At 41.9% G+C, this 17,566-nt stretch carries 19 protein-coding genes; 11 read left to right on the top strand and 8 right to left on the bottom strand.

Annotated features, from left to right (window positions below):
- Window positions 1-226: 226 nt before the first annotated feature.
- The 4 genes from AB6735_RS16395 to AB6735_RS16380 all read left to right on the top strand — a co-directional run bounded on the left by AB6735_RS16395 (window position 227) and on the right by AB6735_RS16380 (window position 3,706).
- A complete protein-coding gene (locus tag AB6735_RS16395) occupies window positions 227-799 on the top strand; it encodes a thiamine diphosphokinase (protein ID WP_370996927.1) in 573 nt (190 codons plus the stop codon).
- A 162-nt stretch (window positions 800-961) separates the two neighbouring features.
- Window positions 962-2,056: a DUF6515 family protein gene (locus AB6735_RS16390; protein ID WP_370996926.1), complete on the top strand. Its 1,095-nt coding sequence runs from the start codon at window positions 962-964 to the stop codon at window positions 2,054-2,056.
- Between the two features lie 155 nt (window positions 2,057-2,211).
- Entirely contained in the window at window positions 2,212-3,294 is a 1,083-nt protein-coding gene (locus AB6735_RS16385; protein WP_370996925.1) for an SGNH/GDSL hydrolase family protein, read from the top strand.
- A gap of 67 nt (window positions 3,295-3,361) precedes the next feature.
- Window positions 3,362-3,706: a four-helix bundle copper-binding protein gene (locus AB6735_RS16380; protein ID WP_370996924.1), complete on the top strand. Its 345-nt coding sequence runs from the start codon at window positions 3,362-3,364 to the stop codon at window positions 3,704-3,706.
- Window positions 3,707-3,776: 70 nt separating this feature from the next.
- Here AB6735_RS16380 and AB6735_RS16375 read toward each other — a convergent pair whose 3' ends face one another.
- Window positions 3,777-4,895, bottom strand: a complete 1,119-nt coding sequence (locus AB6735_RS16375; RefSeq protein ID WP_370996923.1) for a DUF4407 domain-containing protein — start codon at window positions 4,893-4,895, stop codon at window positions 3,777-3,779.
- Between the two features lie 209 nt (window positions 4,896-5,104).
- Between AB6735_RS16375 and AB6735_RS16370 the strand changes: the two genes are divergently transcribed.
- The 5 genes from AB6735_RS16370 to AB6735_RS16350 all read left to right on the top strand — a co-directional run bounded on the left by AB6735_RS16370 (window position 5,105) and on the right by AB6735_RS16350 (window position 8,300).
- Window positions 5,105-5,419 (top strand): rhodanese-like domain-containing protein, encoded by a 315-nt coding sequence (locus AB6735_RS16370; protein ID WP_370996922.1) that lies wholly within the window; start codon window positions 5,105-5,107, stop codon window positions 5,417-5,419.
- Window positions 5,420-5,421: 2 nt separating this feature from the next.
- Window positions 5,422-5,610: a DUF6358 family protein gene (locus AB6735_RS16365; protein ID WP_370996921.1), complete on the top strand. Its 189-nt coding sequence runs from the start codon at window positions 5,422-5,424 to the stop codon at window positions 5,608-5,610.
- A 9-nt stretch (window positions 5,611-5,619) separates the two neighbouring features.
- Window positions 5,620-6,522: a prohibitin family protein gene (locus tag AB6735_RS16360; RefSeq protein WP_370996920.1), complete on the top strand. Its 903-nt coding sequence runs from the start codon at window positions 5,620-5,622 to the stop codon at window positions 6,520-6,522.
- 33 nt (window positions 6,523-6,555) lie between these two features.
- Window positions 6,556-7,407 carry a helix-turn-helix domain-containing protein gene (locus AB6735_RS16355; protein WP_370996919.1) on the top strand — a complete coding sequence of 284 codons (852 nt, stop codon included), beginning with the start codon at window positions 6,556-6,558 and terminating at the stop codon, window positions 7,405-7,407.
- 104 nt (window positions 7,408-7,511) lie between these two features.
- Window positions 7,512-8,300 (top strand): alpha/beta hydrolase, encoded by a 789-nt coding sequence (locus AB6735_RS16350; RefSeq protein WP_370996918.1) that lies wholly within the window; start codon window positions 7,512-7,514, stop codon window positions 8,298-8,300.
- A gap of 71 nt (window positions 8,301-8,371) precedes the next feature.
- Here the strand turns inward: AB6735_RS16350 and AB6735_RS16345 are convergent, their stop codons facing one another.
- A complete protein-coding gene (locus AB6735_RS16345; protein ID WP_370996917.1) occupies window positions 8,372-9,910 on the bottom strand; it encodes a P-loop NTPase fold protein in 1,539 nt (512 codons plus the stop codon).
- Window positions 9,911-9,970: 60 nt separating this feature from the next.
- Entirely contained in the window at window positions 9,971-10,981 is a 1,011-nt protein-coding gene (locus AB6735_RS16340) for a dipeptide epimerase (protein WP_370996916.1), read from the bottom strand.
- 309 nt (window positions 10,982-11,290) lie between these two features.
- Here AB6735_RS16340 and AB6735_RS16335 point away from each other — a divergent pair, with 309 nt between their 5' ends.
- Entirely contained in the window at window positions 11,291-12,280 is a 990-nt protein-coding gene (locus tag AB6735_RS16335; RefSeq protein WP_370996915.1) for a hypothetical protein, read from the top strand.
- Here the strand turns inward: AB6735_RS16335 and AB6735_RS16330 are convergent.
- The 5 genes from AB6735_RS16330 to AB6735_RS16310 form a co-directional block, all read right to left on the bottom strand.
- Entirely contained in the window at window positions 12,249-12,878 is a 630-nt protein-coding gene (locus AB6735_RS16330) for a rhomboid family intramembrane serine protease (protein WP_370996914.1), read from the bottom strand. The genes AB6735_RS16335 and AB6735_RS16330 overlap by 32 nt on opposite strands.
- Window positions 12,879-14,624, bottom strand: coding sequence for a M14 family zinc carboxypeptidase (locus AB6735_RS16325; RefSeq protein WP_370996913.1), 1,746 nt, complete (start codon window positions 14,622-14,624; stop codon window positions 12,879-12,881). It lies immediately after the preceding gene.
- 67 nt (window positions 14,625-14,691) lie between these two features.
- Entirely contained in the window at window positions 14,692-15,093 is a 402-nt protein-coding gene (locus tag AB6735_RS16320; RefSeq protein ID WP_370996912.1) for a ribonuclease E inhibitor RraB, read from the bottom strand.
- Between the two features lie 33 nt (window positions 15,094-15,126).
- The gene (locus tag AB6735_RS16315) at window positions 15,127-15,480 is read right to left on the bottom strand and encodes an MmcQ/YjbR family DNA-binding protein (protein WP_370996911.1); all 354 of its coding nucleotides are present in this window, start codon (window positions 15,478-15,480) and stop codon (window positions 15,127-15,129) included.
- The gene (locus tag AB6735_RS16310; RefSeq protein WP_370996910.1) at window positions 15,477-16,229 is read right to left on the bottom strand and encodes a hypothetical protein; all 753 of its coding nucleotides are present in this window, start codon (window positions 16,227-16,229) and stop codon (window positions 15,477-15,479) included. Before AB6735_RS16310 ends, AB6735_RS16315 begins: the two co-directional genes overlap by 4 nt.
- Window positions 16,230-16,307: 78 nt before the next feature.
- Between AB6735_RS16310 and pepT the strand changes: the two genes are divergently transcribed.
- A complete protein-coding gene (pepT, locus tag AB6735_RS16305) occupies window positions 16,308-17,558 on the top strand; it encodes a peptidase T (RefSeq protein WP_370996909.1) in 1,251 nt (416 codons plus the stop codon).
- The last annotated feature ends 8 nt before the right edge of the window (window positions 17,559-17,566 follow it).

Genomic DNA, 17,566 nt, shown 5'->3' with positions numbered 1-17,566 from the left:
AGTCTTGAGCCCAAAGTCTTAGGTGAGACTTTTTGATTTCCGCTGCCGCCGCGAGATTAGCACAGCGTATCTCGTGGGCAGCATGGTTAAAGCCGAAGCCATGCTCACTACGGGCTGAAAGCCCGCAGCAGCGTTTAAAAAGTTTTTATACAATTAACGGACCCAGAGCAATAATAGTGAAGATACATTTCATTAAATATTCATTTATTCTATCTACTTTTAATCGATGTCTTCTCACCATATTGTAAGGGAAAAACAGGAACCGGCATTACTGGTGCTTGGGCTTGATCATTTCCCGGAAGAGTTACTGGGCCAGTTGCTGGAATGGAGCCCAACGGTAATAACCACCCCGCATACCGCCGAAAAGCTCAACGTGTTGGGTATCAAGGTAGATTGGGTGATCAGCAAGGGCGAAGAAGGCATGTTACAATCAGATGTAAAACTGATGCCTCCGGGCGATGATACATGGACAGCAACGGCATTAAATTACCTGATAGCCAACTATTATCCGGCGGTAAACGTAATAACAGATGAACCGGTATTGGATGATCTGTTAAACTATACCGGGAAAATTGACCTGGTGGTATTTCAGGGACATCAAAAAATTTATGCCATAAGTTCCGGTTTTAGCAAATGGAAACCGGCAGGCGAGCAGATACGGGTGCTAAACAATACAAAAGGGTTAAATTACACAGGCCTGGAACAAACCGGACCAGGAAGTTTTAAAACTATAAAAGACGGCTTTTTCACCCTGAGCTTTGAACAACCCTTTTTATGGGTTGCAGAAGCGTTGGATTAAGTCAGAAAAGTGTATAATTGAGCTGTTTTTACAGCAAGTTGCTTTATTGGTGTACTTTTTGTTAAATATAATTAAATACGCGTTAAACCGTTTAATCATTTATTAGTCTATATACCTATATCAGCAAAGAATACCGGGCTGATTAGTTAAAAATTTTTCATCATGAAACGCACATATAAAAAATTATTCACACTTGCTTTAGGAACTCTGTTGAGTTTGTCTTTAGCGTTTACCGCCGATGCACAGCATAGAACCAGTGGTGGTGGCGGCGGAGGCGGTGGCGCCAGATCATCCGGCGGTGGTGGCGGAGGCGGTGGTTATTCCCGTCCATCTGGTGGTAATGCCAGCTTTTCACGTCCATCGTTTAATGGCGGTGCGCAACGGTCGGCAATAGCTGCTCCTCAGCGCACTTATGGTAGCAGCGGCTTTGCTTCACGTACTAACGTAACAACTGCCCCGCAGCGTACTTATGGTGCCGCAACGCGTACTAATGGGAATGTTGCAGTAGCACCAGGCCGTACCAGTGTTGGAGGAGCTACTCGTACCTATGGTTACGGAACCCGTGGATATGCGAGTGTAAGCAGAAATGCATATGCTGGTGGCCGTGGTACCTATTACAGGACTGCTGGTGGTAGCGGTTATGCAGGCCGTGGTTATTCAAGCTATCGTTACGGTGGCCGTGGCGGTTACTTCGGCAATCACTATTGGTATCCATACCGTAACTACTATAATTCATATTACCTGCCAAGATTAGGCTTCAGTATAGGGTTTTTACCTTACGGATACTATCCTTTCTGGTGGGGCGATTATCAGTACTACTACAGCGATGGGTTGTATTACCAACAAATCAATGATCAGTATACTGTAGTTGAGCCACCTGTAGGTGCCGAGATTAAAACGCTGCCTAAAGATGCGCAGAGTATCATGATCAACGGCGAACAGTATTATGAATCAAACGGTGTTTACTATCAGCCAATTACTAAAGACGACGGAACCGCCACTTACGTAATTGCAGGTAAAGACGGTGAATTGAATACTGACCAGGGTGGTAATGGTGATGTTCAGCAAGCACCTCAAATAGGTGACATAGTTGGCCAGTTGCCACAAGACAGCAGAAAAATAAAGATCAACGGCGAAAAATTGTATGTATCTCCTGATGGTTATTACTACCAGGATACTACCGACAATAATGGTAACAGGGCTTACAAAATTGTAGGTACACCAGCCGACGATCCTGCAGATCAGAACCAACAGTAAGGGATAATTACCTTAAACAGCATAACGGGCTGCCTCTTAACTGGGGCTGCCCGTTTTTTTTATGAATTCAGGGAACACTCATACGCTAAAAACGTTATAGGAATATTTAACCGGTATCCGGAAAGCTAATATTTGTGTTACACTATTAACCCGATATGATAAAATATATAGCTGGTTTATTTTTTGTCCTACTGCTGCAGCTATCCTATGGTTCCAATGCAGCTATCCCCAAAGAGGCCTTAAAATTATACAAGGCCAATAATACCAACATACAATACGTAGGACGTATTGATTTCGCAAATCCCCTAAAACCCAGAATGTGGTCGCCGGGAGTTTATATCAAACTACGTTTTGAAGGCAAAAAATGCGAGTTGCTGATCAATGATGAAGTACTGTATGGAAAAAATCATAATTACCTGGAAATAGCAGTTGATAATAATGCACCATACCGGGTGCAAACTACAGGTAAAACCAATGTGATCACCATAGGCGAAGAAATCTCTGAAGGCGAACATACCGTTGTTATTTGCAAGGACACCGAGTCGCAGATAGGTTATATTGATTTTGTAGGTGTCAGGTGCGCTAAACTTTTACCGCCGCCCGCTCAGCCGGCACGAAAAATTGAATACATTGGCGACTCCATTACCAGCGGGGCTGGTATGGACCAGTCAACCACCCCATGTGGTAAAGGCGAATGGTATGATCAGCATAATGCCTACATGAGCTATGGACCCCATACATCGCGCAACTTAAACGCGCAATGGCAGCTTACTTCGGTGGCAGGTATTGGTATGATACACAGCTGTTGCAATATGGATATCACCATGCCCCTTGTGTTTGATAAAGTTTTTCTGCGCAATGATTCCATTACCTGGAATTTTAAACATTACCAGCCTGATGTAGTTACCATTTGTCTGGGGCAAAATGATGGCGTCGGCGACTCTATCCGCTATTGCGATATTTATACCAGGTTTATTAAAACATTAAGGCAGAAGTACCCTGCAGCTGATATTGTATGTTTGAGCAGTCCCATGGCCGATGAAAAACTATCAGCAGCACTGCAAAATTATCTCACCGCTATCACTACAGAAGCCAATAATAATGGTGACAAAAAGGTATATAAATACTTTTTTTCGCGACGATATTACCAGGGCTGCGGCACACATCCCGATATGAAAGAACATGAGTTTATTGCCGATGAACTAACCGCTTATTTGAAGCAGCTGAAGGGCTGGTAATTTTCAAATAAAGAAAACTTTTCGGTTTTTGGGCTATTGTTATTTATATACCAATAATAAAATAGCTATGAAAAATCATGATCACCAGCAATTAATTCAAAAGTTGTTTAATTGCGTGCTGGCTTGTGAACATTGTGAAAACGCCTGTTTGCATGAAGATGATGTAAAAATGATGGCTCAATGTATCAGGCTCGACAGGGACTGTGCCGACATTTGTAACCAGGCGGCCAGGCTATTACAACGGGATTCGGCGGTTGCCTATCAGTACCTGGTTATATGTGAGGAAATATGCAGGCTTTGTGCTGATGAGTGCAGTAAACACGATAACGATCACTGCCGCCAATGTGCAGAAACATGTTTGATTTGTGCAGAGGCTTGTCATGAACATCATGAGCCTGTAACGCAGGATTAACTAAAAAGCCCGATTGCGGTTGGTTCAGCAATCGGGCTTTTTAATGTAATTAATTGTCTAAATGAAAGTCTTATTCATAACTGTGTCGCTCAAAATCATAATCTGATTGTGAGGTAATGATCTTCTTTCGCCGTTCAATATCGGTACCCACGGAGTGATCATAAATATTGTCGGTAACGGTGATATCACGTTCTTTATCCCGCTCCGCGAAATGGATGTTGGCCTCGGCCGTTTTGGCTATGGCAACATCATAAGGCCCTTTTGGCGACATCAGCTTTACAAATACCGGTAAACACTCAAACAGGATAAACAGGTAGCCTATAAATGATATAGCCAGGTAGGTGTCAAGGTCCCGGGTGCCATTCTCATTATAAGTTAACTGTCCCAGGGCCCAGTTACGGTCGCTAAAACCGGCTATACTAGTGAGGCTGTCCAGTTGGTGCTCAGAGAAAAGGCGGGTGCTGTTCAGGCCTTCGTAATCCTTTCTCGCGGCCAGGTACTGGTCCATCTGTCCTAAATTCTGGGTTACCTCCTTCAGGCGGCTCTCTTTTTCTGCCAGTACGGCCTGCTTCTGTTTAGCGTAAGTGCCATAGCCGGTAATGCCCGATGTTTGATTGGTTTTGTCGCCAAAAACCTCCTGGTTAAGCTGGTAGCGCGAACGGTTAATATCCTTTTCTAAGGAATCCTTTTCCTTTTTAAGGTCGCCGTTCTTGCCCATCTCCATCGCGTATTTTTGCTGATAGGTTTTTTCGAGGGTGTCAATCTTGCGGTGTTGTCCTTTCAGATAGGCAGTTTTTAACTTCTGGCGTATCTCCTTATCAAAGATCTTGAGCTCCAGCGGGCGTGAAATAACCACACCTATCATAATAGCCAGCAAAATACGCGGCGAAGCCTGTAATATCTGCTGGTTGGTGCTGCCCTCCTTGTTAATGCTGGATACGATGTACCTGTCCATATTAAAAATGGCGGTACCCCAGATCAAACCAAACAAAATGGCAAAGCCTACGGCAAAGGCATCGCCGTTAAAAACAAAGTACATAGCATACCCGCCTGATAGCGAAGCAAACAATGCGGTGAAAAATATGGTAGCACCAATACCCACATATTTATTATGTTCAATAGGATATTTTTTTAGGGTATCAATATGCGCTCCCGAACAAAACCAGAAAAAGCGTGTTACTTTTTTCATCTATTATGATCCATTTTATAGACGATCGTGTTGGGTTAATGTAAACCTTTTCAGCGCTCATCTCTTTTTTTATTGCACGTAAACGTAACAAAACACAAATATTGTGCAATATTATACATAAAACGCACTTAGACATCGATTGTTACAAAAATCGGGCTTAATTATTTGATATAGAAAAAAAGCTACCTTTGAATTATAATTTTATTAACATGAATGAGATAACCGTACAGGAACTAAAAGAAAAACTGGACAAAGGCGAAGATTTTCAACTGATTGACGTAAGGGAAGAGTTTGAATATGAAACATCAAACCTGGGCGGACAATTAATACCGCTTGGAGGCATTTTAATTGAAGCCGATAAAGTAAGTAAAGATAAACCCGTAGTGGTGATGTGCCGCAGCGGCAAGCGCAGCGCGGCAGCCATTATGCAATTACAGCAATTAGGCTATAACAACCTGACCAATTTACAGGGTGGTATTTTGGCCTGGGCAGCCGAAATTGACCCTACACTTAATGTATATTAATTATGGGCTTTAAGTTAGTGCTTAATGTACTGTACACTATAGGTATTGTATTATGCCTGTTTGTGGCGTACCAGGCTAATACGGCCAAAAACTTCACCCTTTTGGGCGCAGCCATATTAGTGGCCGGGGTAGTTATTGTATTAAAAATAAGACTGTTAAAAGACGTAAGGAACTCGCAAAAAAAGCTGTAACTTCATTGCATGTTTATAGCAATTTTAGGAGTTATTGTGCTCGTTGCGGGTATAGTGCTCAAACGCTCACCTGAACCTGCCGGCCGTTTTAGCGGTACGGCAACCGTTGTTGGATTAGCCATAGTAGCAGTTGGCCTGTTGCTATCCATATTTAAAGTAATTGAACCCGGTAAAGTGGGTGTGCAAACCCTTTTTGGTAAGGTACAAGATAATGTACTCGAGAGCGGTTTGCACATCATTAATCCATTGGTTGATATCACCACCTTTGATATACAAACCCAAACTTACACTATGAGCGCCGTGAGTAACGAGGGCCAGAAGGAGGGTGACGACGCCATCCGGGTGCTGTCGAGCGATGGGCTGGAGGTTACTATTGATCTTTCTGTATTGTATAAAGTAACCGCAGACAAAGCCCCTTTTATTCTTCAGAATATTGGGGAAGATTATCTGGATAAGATTGTTCGCCCGGTGTCGCGGACGGCCATACGCGACAATGCAGTTAATTATGCCGCTGTTGATCTGTACTCTACCAAACGGCAGGAGTTCCAGGATAAAATAAACAGGTACATTACTGCAAATTTTGCCAAAAGGGGATTGGAACTACAGCAGATCCTGGTGCGCAATATTACCCTGCCTGCTTCGGTAAGGGCCAGTATTGAATCAAAGATCAATGCCGAACAGGACGCTCAGAAAATGCAATTTGTGCTGCAGAAGGAACGCCAGGAAGCCGAACGTAAGCGTGTAGAGGCCCAGGGTATAGCCGACTATCAAAAGATCCTTTCAACCGGTCTTTCAGACAAGCAACTCCAGTACGAAGCTATCAAAGCTCAGAAAGAGATTGCGCTTTCGCCCAATGCCAAAGTGATCATTATTGGCGGTAAGGGCAATCCGATTATGCTGAGTGATAAGTAACATATATTGCTGTGATTTATAATATCTTCGGGCATGAAATTATCAGTATCGGACCAGAATACCGGCGGCGATCTGTTGCTGCACCATAACGAACCACAGCTCGACCGTTTGTTTTACACACGTGATTACGATTATAAATACTTTACCATTGCCTGGAACCGGGGCGAAAAGCAAACGGTAACCATTGATGGCTCGGCCTATGATTTTATGCCGAATACGGTACTGCCGCTCATGTTTAACCAATCGTTTTATTTTGATAAACCTGCCGATGTAGTGGCTTGGCAGTTTAACCGCGAGTTTTATTGTATTGTTGACCACGATACCGAAGTAAGCTGTGTTGGCTTTTTGTTCGGGATGAATGATAATGTATTCATCGACCTAGATCCGGATACCCAGCGAAAGCTGAAAGTACTACTGGATGCATTTATTGAGGAACTGAATACCCAGGACGATATCCAGAACGCTATGCTCATCATGCTGCTGAAGCGGCTCATTATCATGATCACCCGATTAGCGCGAGCCGGTAGTTTTCCGGAAGTGAAGCTTAACGATGATCGTTTCCACATTCTGCGTAAATTTAATTTACTGGTAGAGATGAATTTCCGCTCGCAGCACAGTGTGAGCTATTACGCAGGCAGGTTAAATAAATCGCCTAAAACCCTATCCAACCTGTTTGCGCTGTTTAATCATAAAACACCTATCCAGATCATTCAGGAGCGGATCCTGATAGAAGCCAAGCGCCTGTTGTTCTACACTGATAAATCGGCCAAGCAAATTACCTATGAGCTGGGTTTTGACGATGCAGCCTATTTCAGTAATTTCTTTAAAAAACATACCGCTTTATCGCCATCTGAGTTTAGAAATAATAAGAAAATGGTAGCATAGGGAAAAAATTACAAGTTGTCGGGAAGTATACTCATTCCGCAGGTGCAATAGTTGCTGCACCTTTGTATCGTTGATTCAAACAACAAACATCAACATACACGACAATGAAAACTCAAACTTTAAAAAACGCATTAAAAACAGGCTTAGCTGCCTCCGCTATCATTTTATCAACTATTATTGGCTCAGCCCCTAAAGCAGAAGCTCAGGCACCCGTAAAAAATATAGTATTGGTGCATGGCGCCTTTGCCGACGGTTCTGGTTATAAAGGTGTTTATGATGTCCTGACCAAAAAAGGCTATAATGTAACCGTTGTTCAAAACCCTTTAACATCTCTTAAAGATGATGTGGATGCTACCAACCGCGTTATCGACAAACAAGAAGGGCCAGTAATCCTGGTAGGTCACTCATGGGGTGGTACTGTAATTACCGAAGCCGGTACAAATCCTAAAGTAAAAGCATTGGTTTATATAGCCGCCTTTGCACCAGATAACGGCGAAACTACTTTAAAACTGGTTCAATCATTACCCGCAGCACCCGAAAACGGCATATTGCCTCCGGACGATAAAGGCTTTGTTTATTTTAGCAAAGAAAAATTCCATGCCGGTTTTGCTGCCGACCTGAGCAAAGAATTAGCCGACTTTATGTACGCTTCACAAGGCCCTATCGCCGCCCAAGGTTTTGTAGCCCCTATTACCGAAGCCGCCTGGAAAACCAAACCCAGCTATGGTATAGTAGCCACCGAAGACAAAGCCATTAACCCCGACATTGAACGTAACATGTACAAACGTGCCGGCGCCAAAGTAACCGAAATAAAAGCCAGCCACGTAGTATTCATCTCTCATCCAGATGCCGTTGCCAAAGTAATTATTGATGCAGCAAATAATGTCAAATAATTCTTAGGATCATAAAATAGAAAGGCCGCGTATCTTAATGATAAGCGGCCTTTTTGTTGGTATAAATAAAATTAATCTACTATAGTAAGATTCTCACTTTTTTCCAATGCAGAGATTAGATAATCAAAAACGTTTGGTCTTTCTATTTTATTAGGAGAGTGGTTACTCTCATCAGTAACGTTATCCAAGGATATAAATCTATAGCCGTTTCTATGATTTTCAGATAATGAAAAATTAGCTATTTTCTTATTTACCATTACCGACCCCCGTTTTTCATTTTCATTAACATTATTGTTATTAAAAATTATATTTTGATCGATGATAAACATTAGAGACTCTTCAATAAGATATTTTTCAATATGTTCTGGGTAACTAATTGTGTTCAAATTTCCTGAAGTCGCCTCGAATCGCTTTGCCAAGGTTTCTAAATGTTTCCGTAAATCCACCAAGCTAAATAGTTTTTTTAATAAATGTATTAACATTAAAAAAGGGAACTCACTTGAAGTGTAATGGGATTTTCGCTGGCCAGCACTTATTTTAAATGGCGGAGTATCATAACAAATAAACTGTTCAAGACTTCTTAGCGAAATAACATTTATTTCGAATAATGATATTAAGATATACTCAAATGCTTTATAAAGCGGTGAATTTACCGGCAGATATTTATCTTGAAATTTTTGAGGGATATTTTGAGACTTCTCTTTAAATATTTTTTCAAGCGCATTGAGTACATATTTTCGATTGTCATATAAGAAAACATCTGTTGAGAAGAATTTATCAATATATCCGCTAAAGTCAACTCCTTTCCCATACCGATGCTCATACATTAGTCTTATATTATCATAATCGCAAACGAAAATTACTTTATCGAATCCGAATTTATTTTCTTGATTGACACTGTCATAATGAGCACTAAAAATATTGAATAATCTAAAAACATGTTCCGGGTCCAATCTATCAAGATCGTCAATTATTAATACTGTCTCTTTGATGGTTGTGCTGTTATTTTCTTCGCTTTTAGTCGACGTTTTAACCCTTTCGAGCATCGTTGATATTAGTTCGGAAATATCATCATATTCGTGAGCAGAACCCTTAAACGCTTTTAGATTCTTAATATATTTTAATAGCAGGTCACTTTCTCCTGCAGAAACCTCATCTTTATGAGCTTTGAAATCATTTGATATAGATTGAATTTCATCAAAAATAGATATAAAACTTTCGGATCCTGGTTTTACTGCTTTTAAGATAGATTTTAAAAGGGGCTCAATTTTTAAATTATGTAGAATGAACATTTGTCCAATAAGTGCCGTTGAGTAATCTTCTTTTTGAAGATTTATTTCGTTGGGATATTTTGATAGCAGCTCATAAATTAAATCATATTTAATCAACTCAAACACGTCTTTATTATGAGCTATTGAGTAATTAACGGGATATAATTTTAGAGTGATATATTTATTGTTTTCTTCAAAAAAACTATTTAAAAAGGTTGATTTGCCTGTTCCGAATCGAGCTGAAAATAATATTCTCTTATTTGATCCGTCATTTATATGTTGTTCAAAATCAGTTTTAACACTGCCTTGATCAATAAAAGTTAGTGATGGTTTGGGCATAGAGTATTTTTATCACTAATATAGAGCATATGCCAGAGTTTTCGATATTTTATTACCGGCTTATTCCCTTATCCCCAAACCCACATCATTATTCAATATATATTTACCATCAGCAAAATCGGGCATTCGGTAGGGGTTATTGCTTACTAAAAATGGGCCATCGAGGTCAACCCAGTCACTTTGCGGGGCAATAGCTAAACCTGCGAGGGCGGCGCAGCTGGTTTCGGTCATACAGCCTATCATGATCTTCAGATTAAGTTCCCGGGCCCTTTTGATCATCCGGCTGGCTTCGTAAAGGCCTGCCGATTTCATCAGTTTGATATTGATGCCGGTATAAACGCCTTTGGCTTTATCTACATCCTCAAAACGCTGTACGGCTTCATCGCCAATAATAGGGATGGGGCTGCGCTCGGTGAGCCAGGCATTGCTGTCGGGATCTGTTTTGAGCATGGGTTGTTCTATCAGTTGTACGCCCTGTTCCTGCAGCCAGAAGGTCATGTCGAGGCTTTGTTGCAGGTCTGTCCAGCCCTGGTTGGCATCTACATAAAGGGGTACATCGGTAACGGAGCGGATGGTAGTAATGAGTTCTTTGTCGTTATCCTTACCCAATTTTACTTTGATTACTTTAAAGCCTTCGGCTTCTTTTACCTTCTTGATGATCATTTCGGGTGTATCAATACCGATAGTAAAACTGGTCACCGGCATTTTTGCAGGATCGCTGCCCAGCAATTGCCAGCAAGGTTGCTGTTTGATCTTGCCATCCAGATCATGCAGGGCAATATCAATAGACGCTTTAATGGCGGGATTGCCCGGAGCAATGCTGTCCAGATAACTGATCACCGCGCCAAAATCAATGGGATAACTGATCTGGCTGATATCAACCTCACGCAGAAAGGCAGTAGCGGTTTCATGGCTTTCGCCCATGTAGGGAACCATAGATGCTTCGCCATAACCGGTATAACCTTCGTGCTTAATTTGCACCAGCATAACAGGAGTAGAGGTACGTGAAAACTTGGCTATAGTAAAAGCGTGCTTTAATTGCAGTTCAAAGGGTTGATATGTCAGTTCCATTGATTTTAGATGTGCGGATGTGCAAATATGCAGATGTGCAGATGATATAAGAAATTAATTTCAGATGGTTTTAGATGTGTAGATAATGCCTGAATCAGGATTAACTCCGTTGAAGGCTTCGCCGTTTACAGAGTTTTTAGAATTATCAGAATATTCATCAGACGGTGTTCAGCTGCACATCTGCATATTTGCACATCCGCACATCTGTGTTCATCCGCACATCTATAAAAAACCTGTTTTATGTAAAAAATCTGCACATCTGCACATTTGCACATCCGCACATATAAAACCATCCTTATCTTTGCGCCCATGTCGGCACAAATTTATTCACCGTTCGAACGTTTTAATTTCAGTAATAATAAGTGTTTCCTGAGCGGGCAACCCTTAAATTCTGAAGAAGAAAAGATACAGGTTTTTCCGCAATGGCTCATGAGTCGCTATAGCCTGGAAGACAAACCTTTTAAACTGCTCGACGAAAGCATGGCCACCTACAAAGATCTGAAGCTGCCTTGCACTGCCGCCATCAACGAACAATTCCTGGAGCCACTGGAAGCCGAAATAACCGCCGCTTTTGACGCGGGTTATGATGCTGTAAAGCAGTTGGACGAACTGAAACTGTTTCAATGGGCGGGCAAGTTGCTGTATGGTATTATCTTTAATGAGATACAATCAGGGATTAAATTGCAGCATGCGCAAGGTGAGGAGTTTAACATGTCGCAGGCTATTATTCATAAGTTCAGCCACCTGCACCTGATGCTGCAAAGCCTGAACCTGCCTATCGAGCTGGATGGTTTTAAACCTTTCAGTCTTGTTCTGTTTAAGGTAGATAACTCAGAAGATATTTTTGGTTATCGGGATGAGATCAATACGCTGACATTCTCGCTCCGGATTAAAGATTTTGGCTTGATCATTTGTCTGCAGGATAACGGCGCCAATGCCAGTTATCACCAGTTGGCTTTGGAAAAAATCAAAGACCAAACTTTGCACCCGATCCAGTTTGAAGAAGTTAACGCGCGCTTTTTTTATTCGGCTTACCTGTTTAACCGCCTGCCTGAGTACAATATATTACCTGTTGAAGATATCATTTACATAGAAGCCATGCCCCTGCGTGGTACCAGTACCAAACCTTTGTTTGATGATTGGGTACCCAAGGTTTACGGACAGGTGCTGGAAAACTTCTGGAAAAACTGGGGCTTCCTGTTATTCGAGATCATCAAAAACCCCGAAGAGCCCATGAGCTTCCTGTTTGACGCCGATGGTAATACCATTAGTGCAGCATCGATTGAATTGCCCCGGTAATTTGCTCTATAAACTTCGGTAATACAGGAGGATTAAGTAAAATGGTGATCAGCAAACCACTTAAAGCCCCATACAAATGTGCATCATGGTTAATGCTGTCGTTACTGTATTTGGAGGCATAACTACAATAGATCAGATACAGAATACCAAATACATAAGCAGGTATCAGGATGGGCAAAAATATCAGGCCCATTCGATCAAGTGGGGAATATAATATTGCACCAAAAATAACCGCGCTTATTGCACCGGAAGCGCCAAGGCTATAATAATTGTAATTTTCCTTATGTTTAATCACTGAAGGCATGTCGCTCAATATCAAACTCACAACATACAACAGCCCAAATTGCCAATGCCCCATCTGCTGCTCAAGCCTAAAAGCGAAAAAGTAATAGGACATCATATTGAACAACAAGTGCATGGTATCACGGTGAATGAGTCCGCTAGTGATAAGAGAATGTAAGTCTTTACCGCGCGAAACTGTATAAGGGTGCAGCATCATTTTGCCATATACGTTTTGATTATAAAACGCATATAAGGAGGTGATGAGCGTAATAACAAAGATGACAGATGCTACAGGCGTTACTATAAGATATTCCATTTATTTAAGATCGAGTTTTGTATCGGTTAGCAGTCTGCCCACGGGGTAGCGCATAAAAGTTTTTTCAAAATAGGGAGAATTGCGGTAAACAAAGAATAATTGTGCCTGGGCGCTGCCGGCCAGTTTTGGATCTTTACTTTTCGCGTCATCCAGTTTCTTTTTCAGTTCAGGGTCTTTTTTCAACAAATCAGCAGCGATATCTTCAAATACATAATCAGAAAAGTATTCCTTTTCGCCCAGTATCGAATCAAAAAAGTTCCAGGCAAAAAAGGAATCGACACCTTGTGGTTCCAAAGTTTCCACAATATAACGGTTAATAGGCTGGTTGGTATACACCACATAATCGCCGGCATAAAATTTAACCCGCATATCCACCGGCTTTAGTTTAACTGCCGAGTGCAGGTAATGCCCTTCGTAGGGTTTTTGCGGAGTTTTATAATCTTCAATATAATACATCTGTAAAGCCAATGTGGTATCATGCGCCAGCTGCTGCATTTTAACCCCATTCAGTTTAAACAGATCGATCACTTTGCCCCAGGCCTGTGGTATAACGTAAGCCACCGGTTTATCAGCCGTAGCAGTAACCTTATAGGTGTTCCAGTAGTTAATGGTTTTAGTATAGGATTTATCCTGGTCATAATACAGGCGATTTAGGCCGCTTACATCGCTGGTTTTATAATCGGCCTTATAGCCTTTAAAAGTGATGGTATCTATGGCTTGCCGGTCGACGGTCCAGTTGAGCGCGAAGGTTTTTTGTTGTGCCACCTGTTCATCGGCCTTTTGTTTGAGTTCGCCTATCAGTTTGGCATCGCGTTGGTTAATATCAATGAGGTGCTGCATAAAATCATACGTAGCATATACCCGTTTGTCAAATTCCTTTAGCATATGCGTTTCGGTAATATAACTGATGATGTTATGCTGGGCGGCAAAGCCGGTAGCAAAGCGCGGGGTTTCTAAAAAGCTTACAATGCCCGAGTCGGGCAGGCCTTCTTCACCAGCGCCATAAGGTATCATCTCGTACCCACTCTTTTTCATGTGGCTGTACAGGTAGGGGGTAAGCGTTTTGGTAGTATAATTAGCCAGGATTGGGTTTTGCTTATCCTTTTGTGTTTCTATCAGAGTCATTACATACTGGTAATCGGCGCCATCGCTGGTATGGTTATCCAGGAAGATCTCCGGTTTCCAGGTATTGAGTATTTGTGTAAATGCCATAGCATTGCGGCTATCGGCTTTAATAAAATCACGGTTCAAATCCAGGTTGCGGTAATTCCCCCTGAAACCATAGGCCACCGGTCCGTTCTGGCTCACCCGGCTCAAACCACGGTTCAGACTGCCATCAATATTATATAAAGCAATAAGGCAGATCACCACATCTTTGGGTAGTTTATTGCCTTTAAGCAGATCGCGCACCAGCATCATGCTGGCATCAATACCTTCGGGTTCACCCGGATGTATGCCATTGTTGATGAGCAATACCCGCTTGTTTTGTTCCTTGATCAGCGCAGGGTCAAAAACCTTATCGCGCGACAGCACAACGAGCGTCAATGGTTTGCCCACATCGGTAGTGCCGTAATTGATCAGTCTCATTTGTTGGGGATACAGCTTATTCAGGTTCTGATAATAAGCTATAACCTCGGCGTAGGTAGCGGTATAGTTGTGGTCTTGATGTTGCTCAAATGGGCTTAATTGGGCTTTAACTGAAAGGGCAGTAAAACAAATAAATAAAATAGAGAAAACGATTTTCATAGGGTACGTTATTGCCCAAATATAAGATTATGTATAAAAAGAGGGCGGAGATGCAAAGGTATTTTTACTATTGATCAGGTGTTGTGCCCCACCCATCAAATTCACAGTCGAAATCTTTTCCTAATTCACACATTTGTTTTGTCCAGGCTACCACAACAGCATCCCCCATTTGCATCCTTGTGGTCCAGCCGGTAATGACAAAGAGTTTTTTATCAGCCGCGGATGGACCAAATCCAACTTCGTAGTTTAGTTTTTGGAGCTCGTTGGCTAAGGCATTCGCTTTTTGGTCAGTATTTGTGTAAAAAAAGAATTCAAGTTTAAGGTAATCATCGTCTTTTACTTCAATTTTCCTTAGTTCAGTCATAGTCAGAGGTGCCATACTCATCTGCTTAGCTTTGCTATTTTCAAAAGTATCTTCAGATAAAAACTGTTTGTCACTTTGTTTTTTAAGAAAGCTAAATAATCCCATATATCTATGATTAAAAATATACTTGCATTTTTATTATGATCCCTTAATTTCGGCCTGCGCTTTTTTGGGTAATCCAAGAATCACCTGTTCATAAGAATGATCTATCATTTCGCAAAGTTGCCTGTGAGTTAGCGAACCATCCATATAAACGGTATTCCACATTTTTTTGTTCATGTGGTAGCCAGGCTGGACTTCAGGATAACGCTCGCGCAGGTCAACGGCAAGCTCGGGCTCACACTTAACATTAAACCGGTTACCGCTCCCCAGCCCGATGAGTAAAAACAATTTACCGGCAACTTTAAAAACAAGCGTATCTTCCCCAAAAGGAAAACCTTCTGTTACTCCTGGCTTTTGCAGGCAATAATCACGTAGTTCTTCTATATTCAAAATCCGTAGTTTCTAACAAGTTTATTATAAGACACCGAATTACCAAAATTGTACCGGAAACCTATGGTGAAGTGGGCATATTGGTCGGGGGCATTGTTTTTAAACTGGGCCGGAGGGTCATTGTATCCATCAAGTCCTTCGCCAAAAGCATAGCTATGTTCATAGCCCAGGGTAACGGTATAACCTACCTGCTCGTAAGAATCATAAATTTTAAACTCATAGCCAAATCGCAATGGCAACACCACATTGGTGCTTTTGTCTTTCCCCTGAAAACCATTGGTGCTGCCCACCGGGCCATTTTGAGCATACGCGGGTAAGTTGGTCCGTTGTATATCCTTCATGTTGTTGGAGATAGCGCCTATCCCTGTGCCTACATAAAAACTTTTGATCACGTTTAAAAAACCATTATCGGCATAATCAATAAAACTTCCCAGCTGTACATCGGCATGGATCAATAAAGCTTTATACGCGTTTTTATAGATACGGCCAAAAGCATCTTTATCAGGCGTGCGGCCACCGCCCGAAAGCGTGCCAAACTGGTACTCCAGCGCGATTGGTACGTAGGGATTAAAATTGTAGGCTATGTTGAAGTTATAAATAGGGTGGCTGTCCTGTCTCTTAGTATCGGCATAAGCCCTGCCATAGCCAATGCCGCCGCCAATACCCCATTCATAATAGTTGTATCCATCCTGCGCTTTTGCTGCAAACCCTGCAACCGTTAAAACAAAAAACAGAATAAATTTTTTCAAAGCTAAATTTTAATCAATATTTACAAATGGAACATGCCGGATACGGTTGCCGGTAAAACTTTACTAATATAGAGCTTTATGAATTTTAATTCATCACTAAACTTTACCGTAACCGAACGCTTTTTACGTTACGTTACCATTGATACGCAATCAGACCCCTCTTCTGTTTCATTTCCATCAACAGAAAAACAAAAAGACCTGGCCCGCCTGCTGGTTGATGAGCTTTTGGCTATTGGTGTGGCCGATGCGCATATGGACGAGTACGGCTATGTATACGCTACTATACCTTCCAATACAAACAAACAAGTACCTGTAATTTGTTTTTGCTCGCACATGGATACCGCGCCAGATTGCAGCGGGAAAAACGTAAAACCTATTGTTCATCAAAATTATCAGGGACAGGATATTATATTACCTGATGATGCAACGCAAATTATAAAGCAGACGGAACACCCCGATCTGAAAAATCAGGTAGGTAATGATGTGATAACCGCCAGTGGTACCACCCTATTGGGGGCGGATAATAAAGCCGGTGTTGCCGAGATCATGGATGCCTGTTACCAACTGATAAACCATCCCGAAATAAAACACGGAGATATCCGCATATTGTTTACCCCTGATGAAGAGGTAGGCCATGGCGTGGATTATGTAAATATTGCCAAGCTGGGTGCTTATGCCGGTTATACCGTGGATGGCGAAAGCGCGGGTAATATGGAGAATGAAACTTTTTCTGCAGATGGGGCAAGGCTAACTATCAATGGCGTAAGCTCGCACCCTGGTTTTGCCAAAGGGAAAATGGAAAGCGCCATCAAAATTGCCGGCGAGATCATCGCGGCTTTACCTGACGACTTGTCGCCAGAGCATACTGAGGGAATGGAAGGATTTATCCACCCCGTAGCTATTGAGGGACATGTAGAAACCGCCGGTATTGATTTTATCATTCGTGATTTTGATGCCAAAAAACTAAACGATCATGCTGATGTAATCCGTAAAACGGCGGATGAGGTGCTAAAAAAATATCCGGCATCAACTTATAGTTTGACCGTGAGTGAGCAATATCGAAACATGAAGATCGTATTGGATAAGCATCCGGAAATTGTGGAGTATGCTATGGAAGCGATAAACCGTACCGGCCTTACCGCTAAATTATGCAGCATCAGGGGCGGTACTGATGGATCCAGGTTATCATTCATGGGTTTGCCTTGTCCCAATATATTTGCTGGTGAACATGCTTTTCACGGCAAACAGGAATGGGTATCGGTACAGGACATGCAGAAAGCCGTAGAAACCATATTGCACCTGTGTATGATTTGGGAAGAAAAAAGTTAATAAATTGA

The organism is Mucilaginibacter sp. RCC_168, from assembly GCF_041355315.1.
GTDB lineage: Bacteria > Bacteroidota > Bacteroidia > Sphingobacteriales > Sphingobacteriaceae > Mucilaginibacter.
Note: the sequence above shows the minus strand (reverse complement) of the source record. Positions and strands in the feature narration are given on the sequence as shown.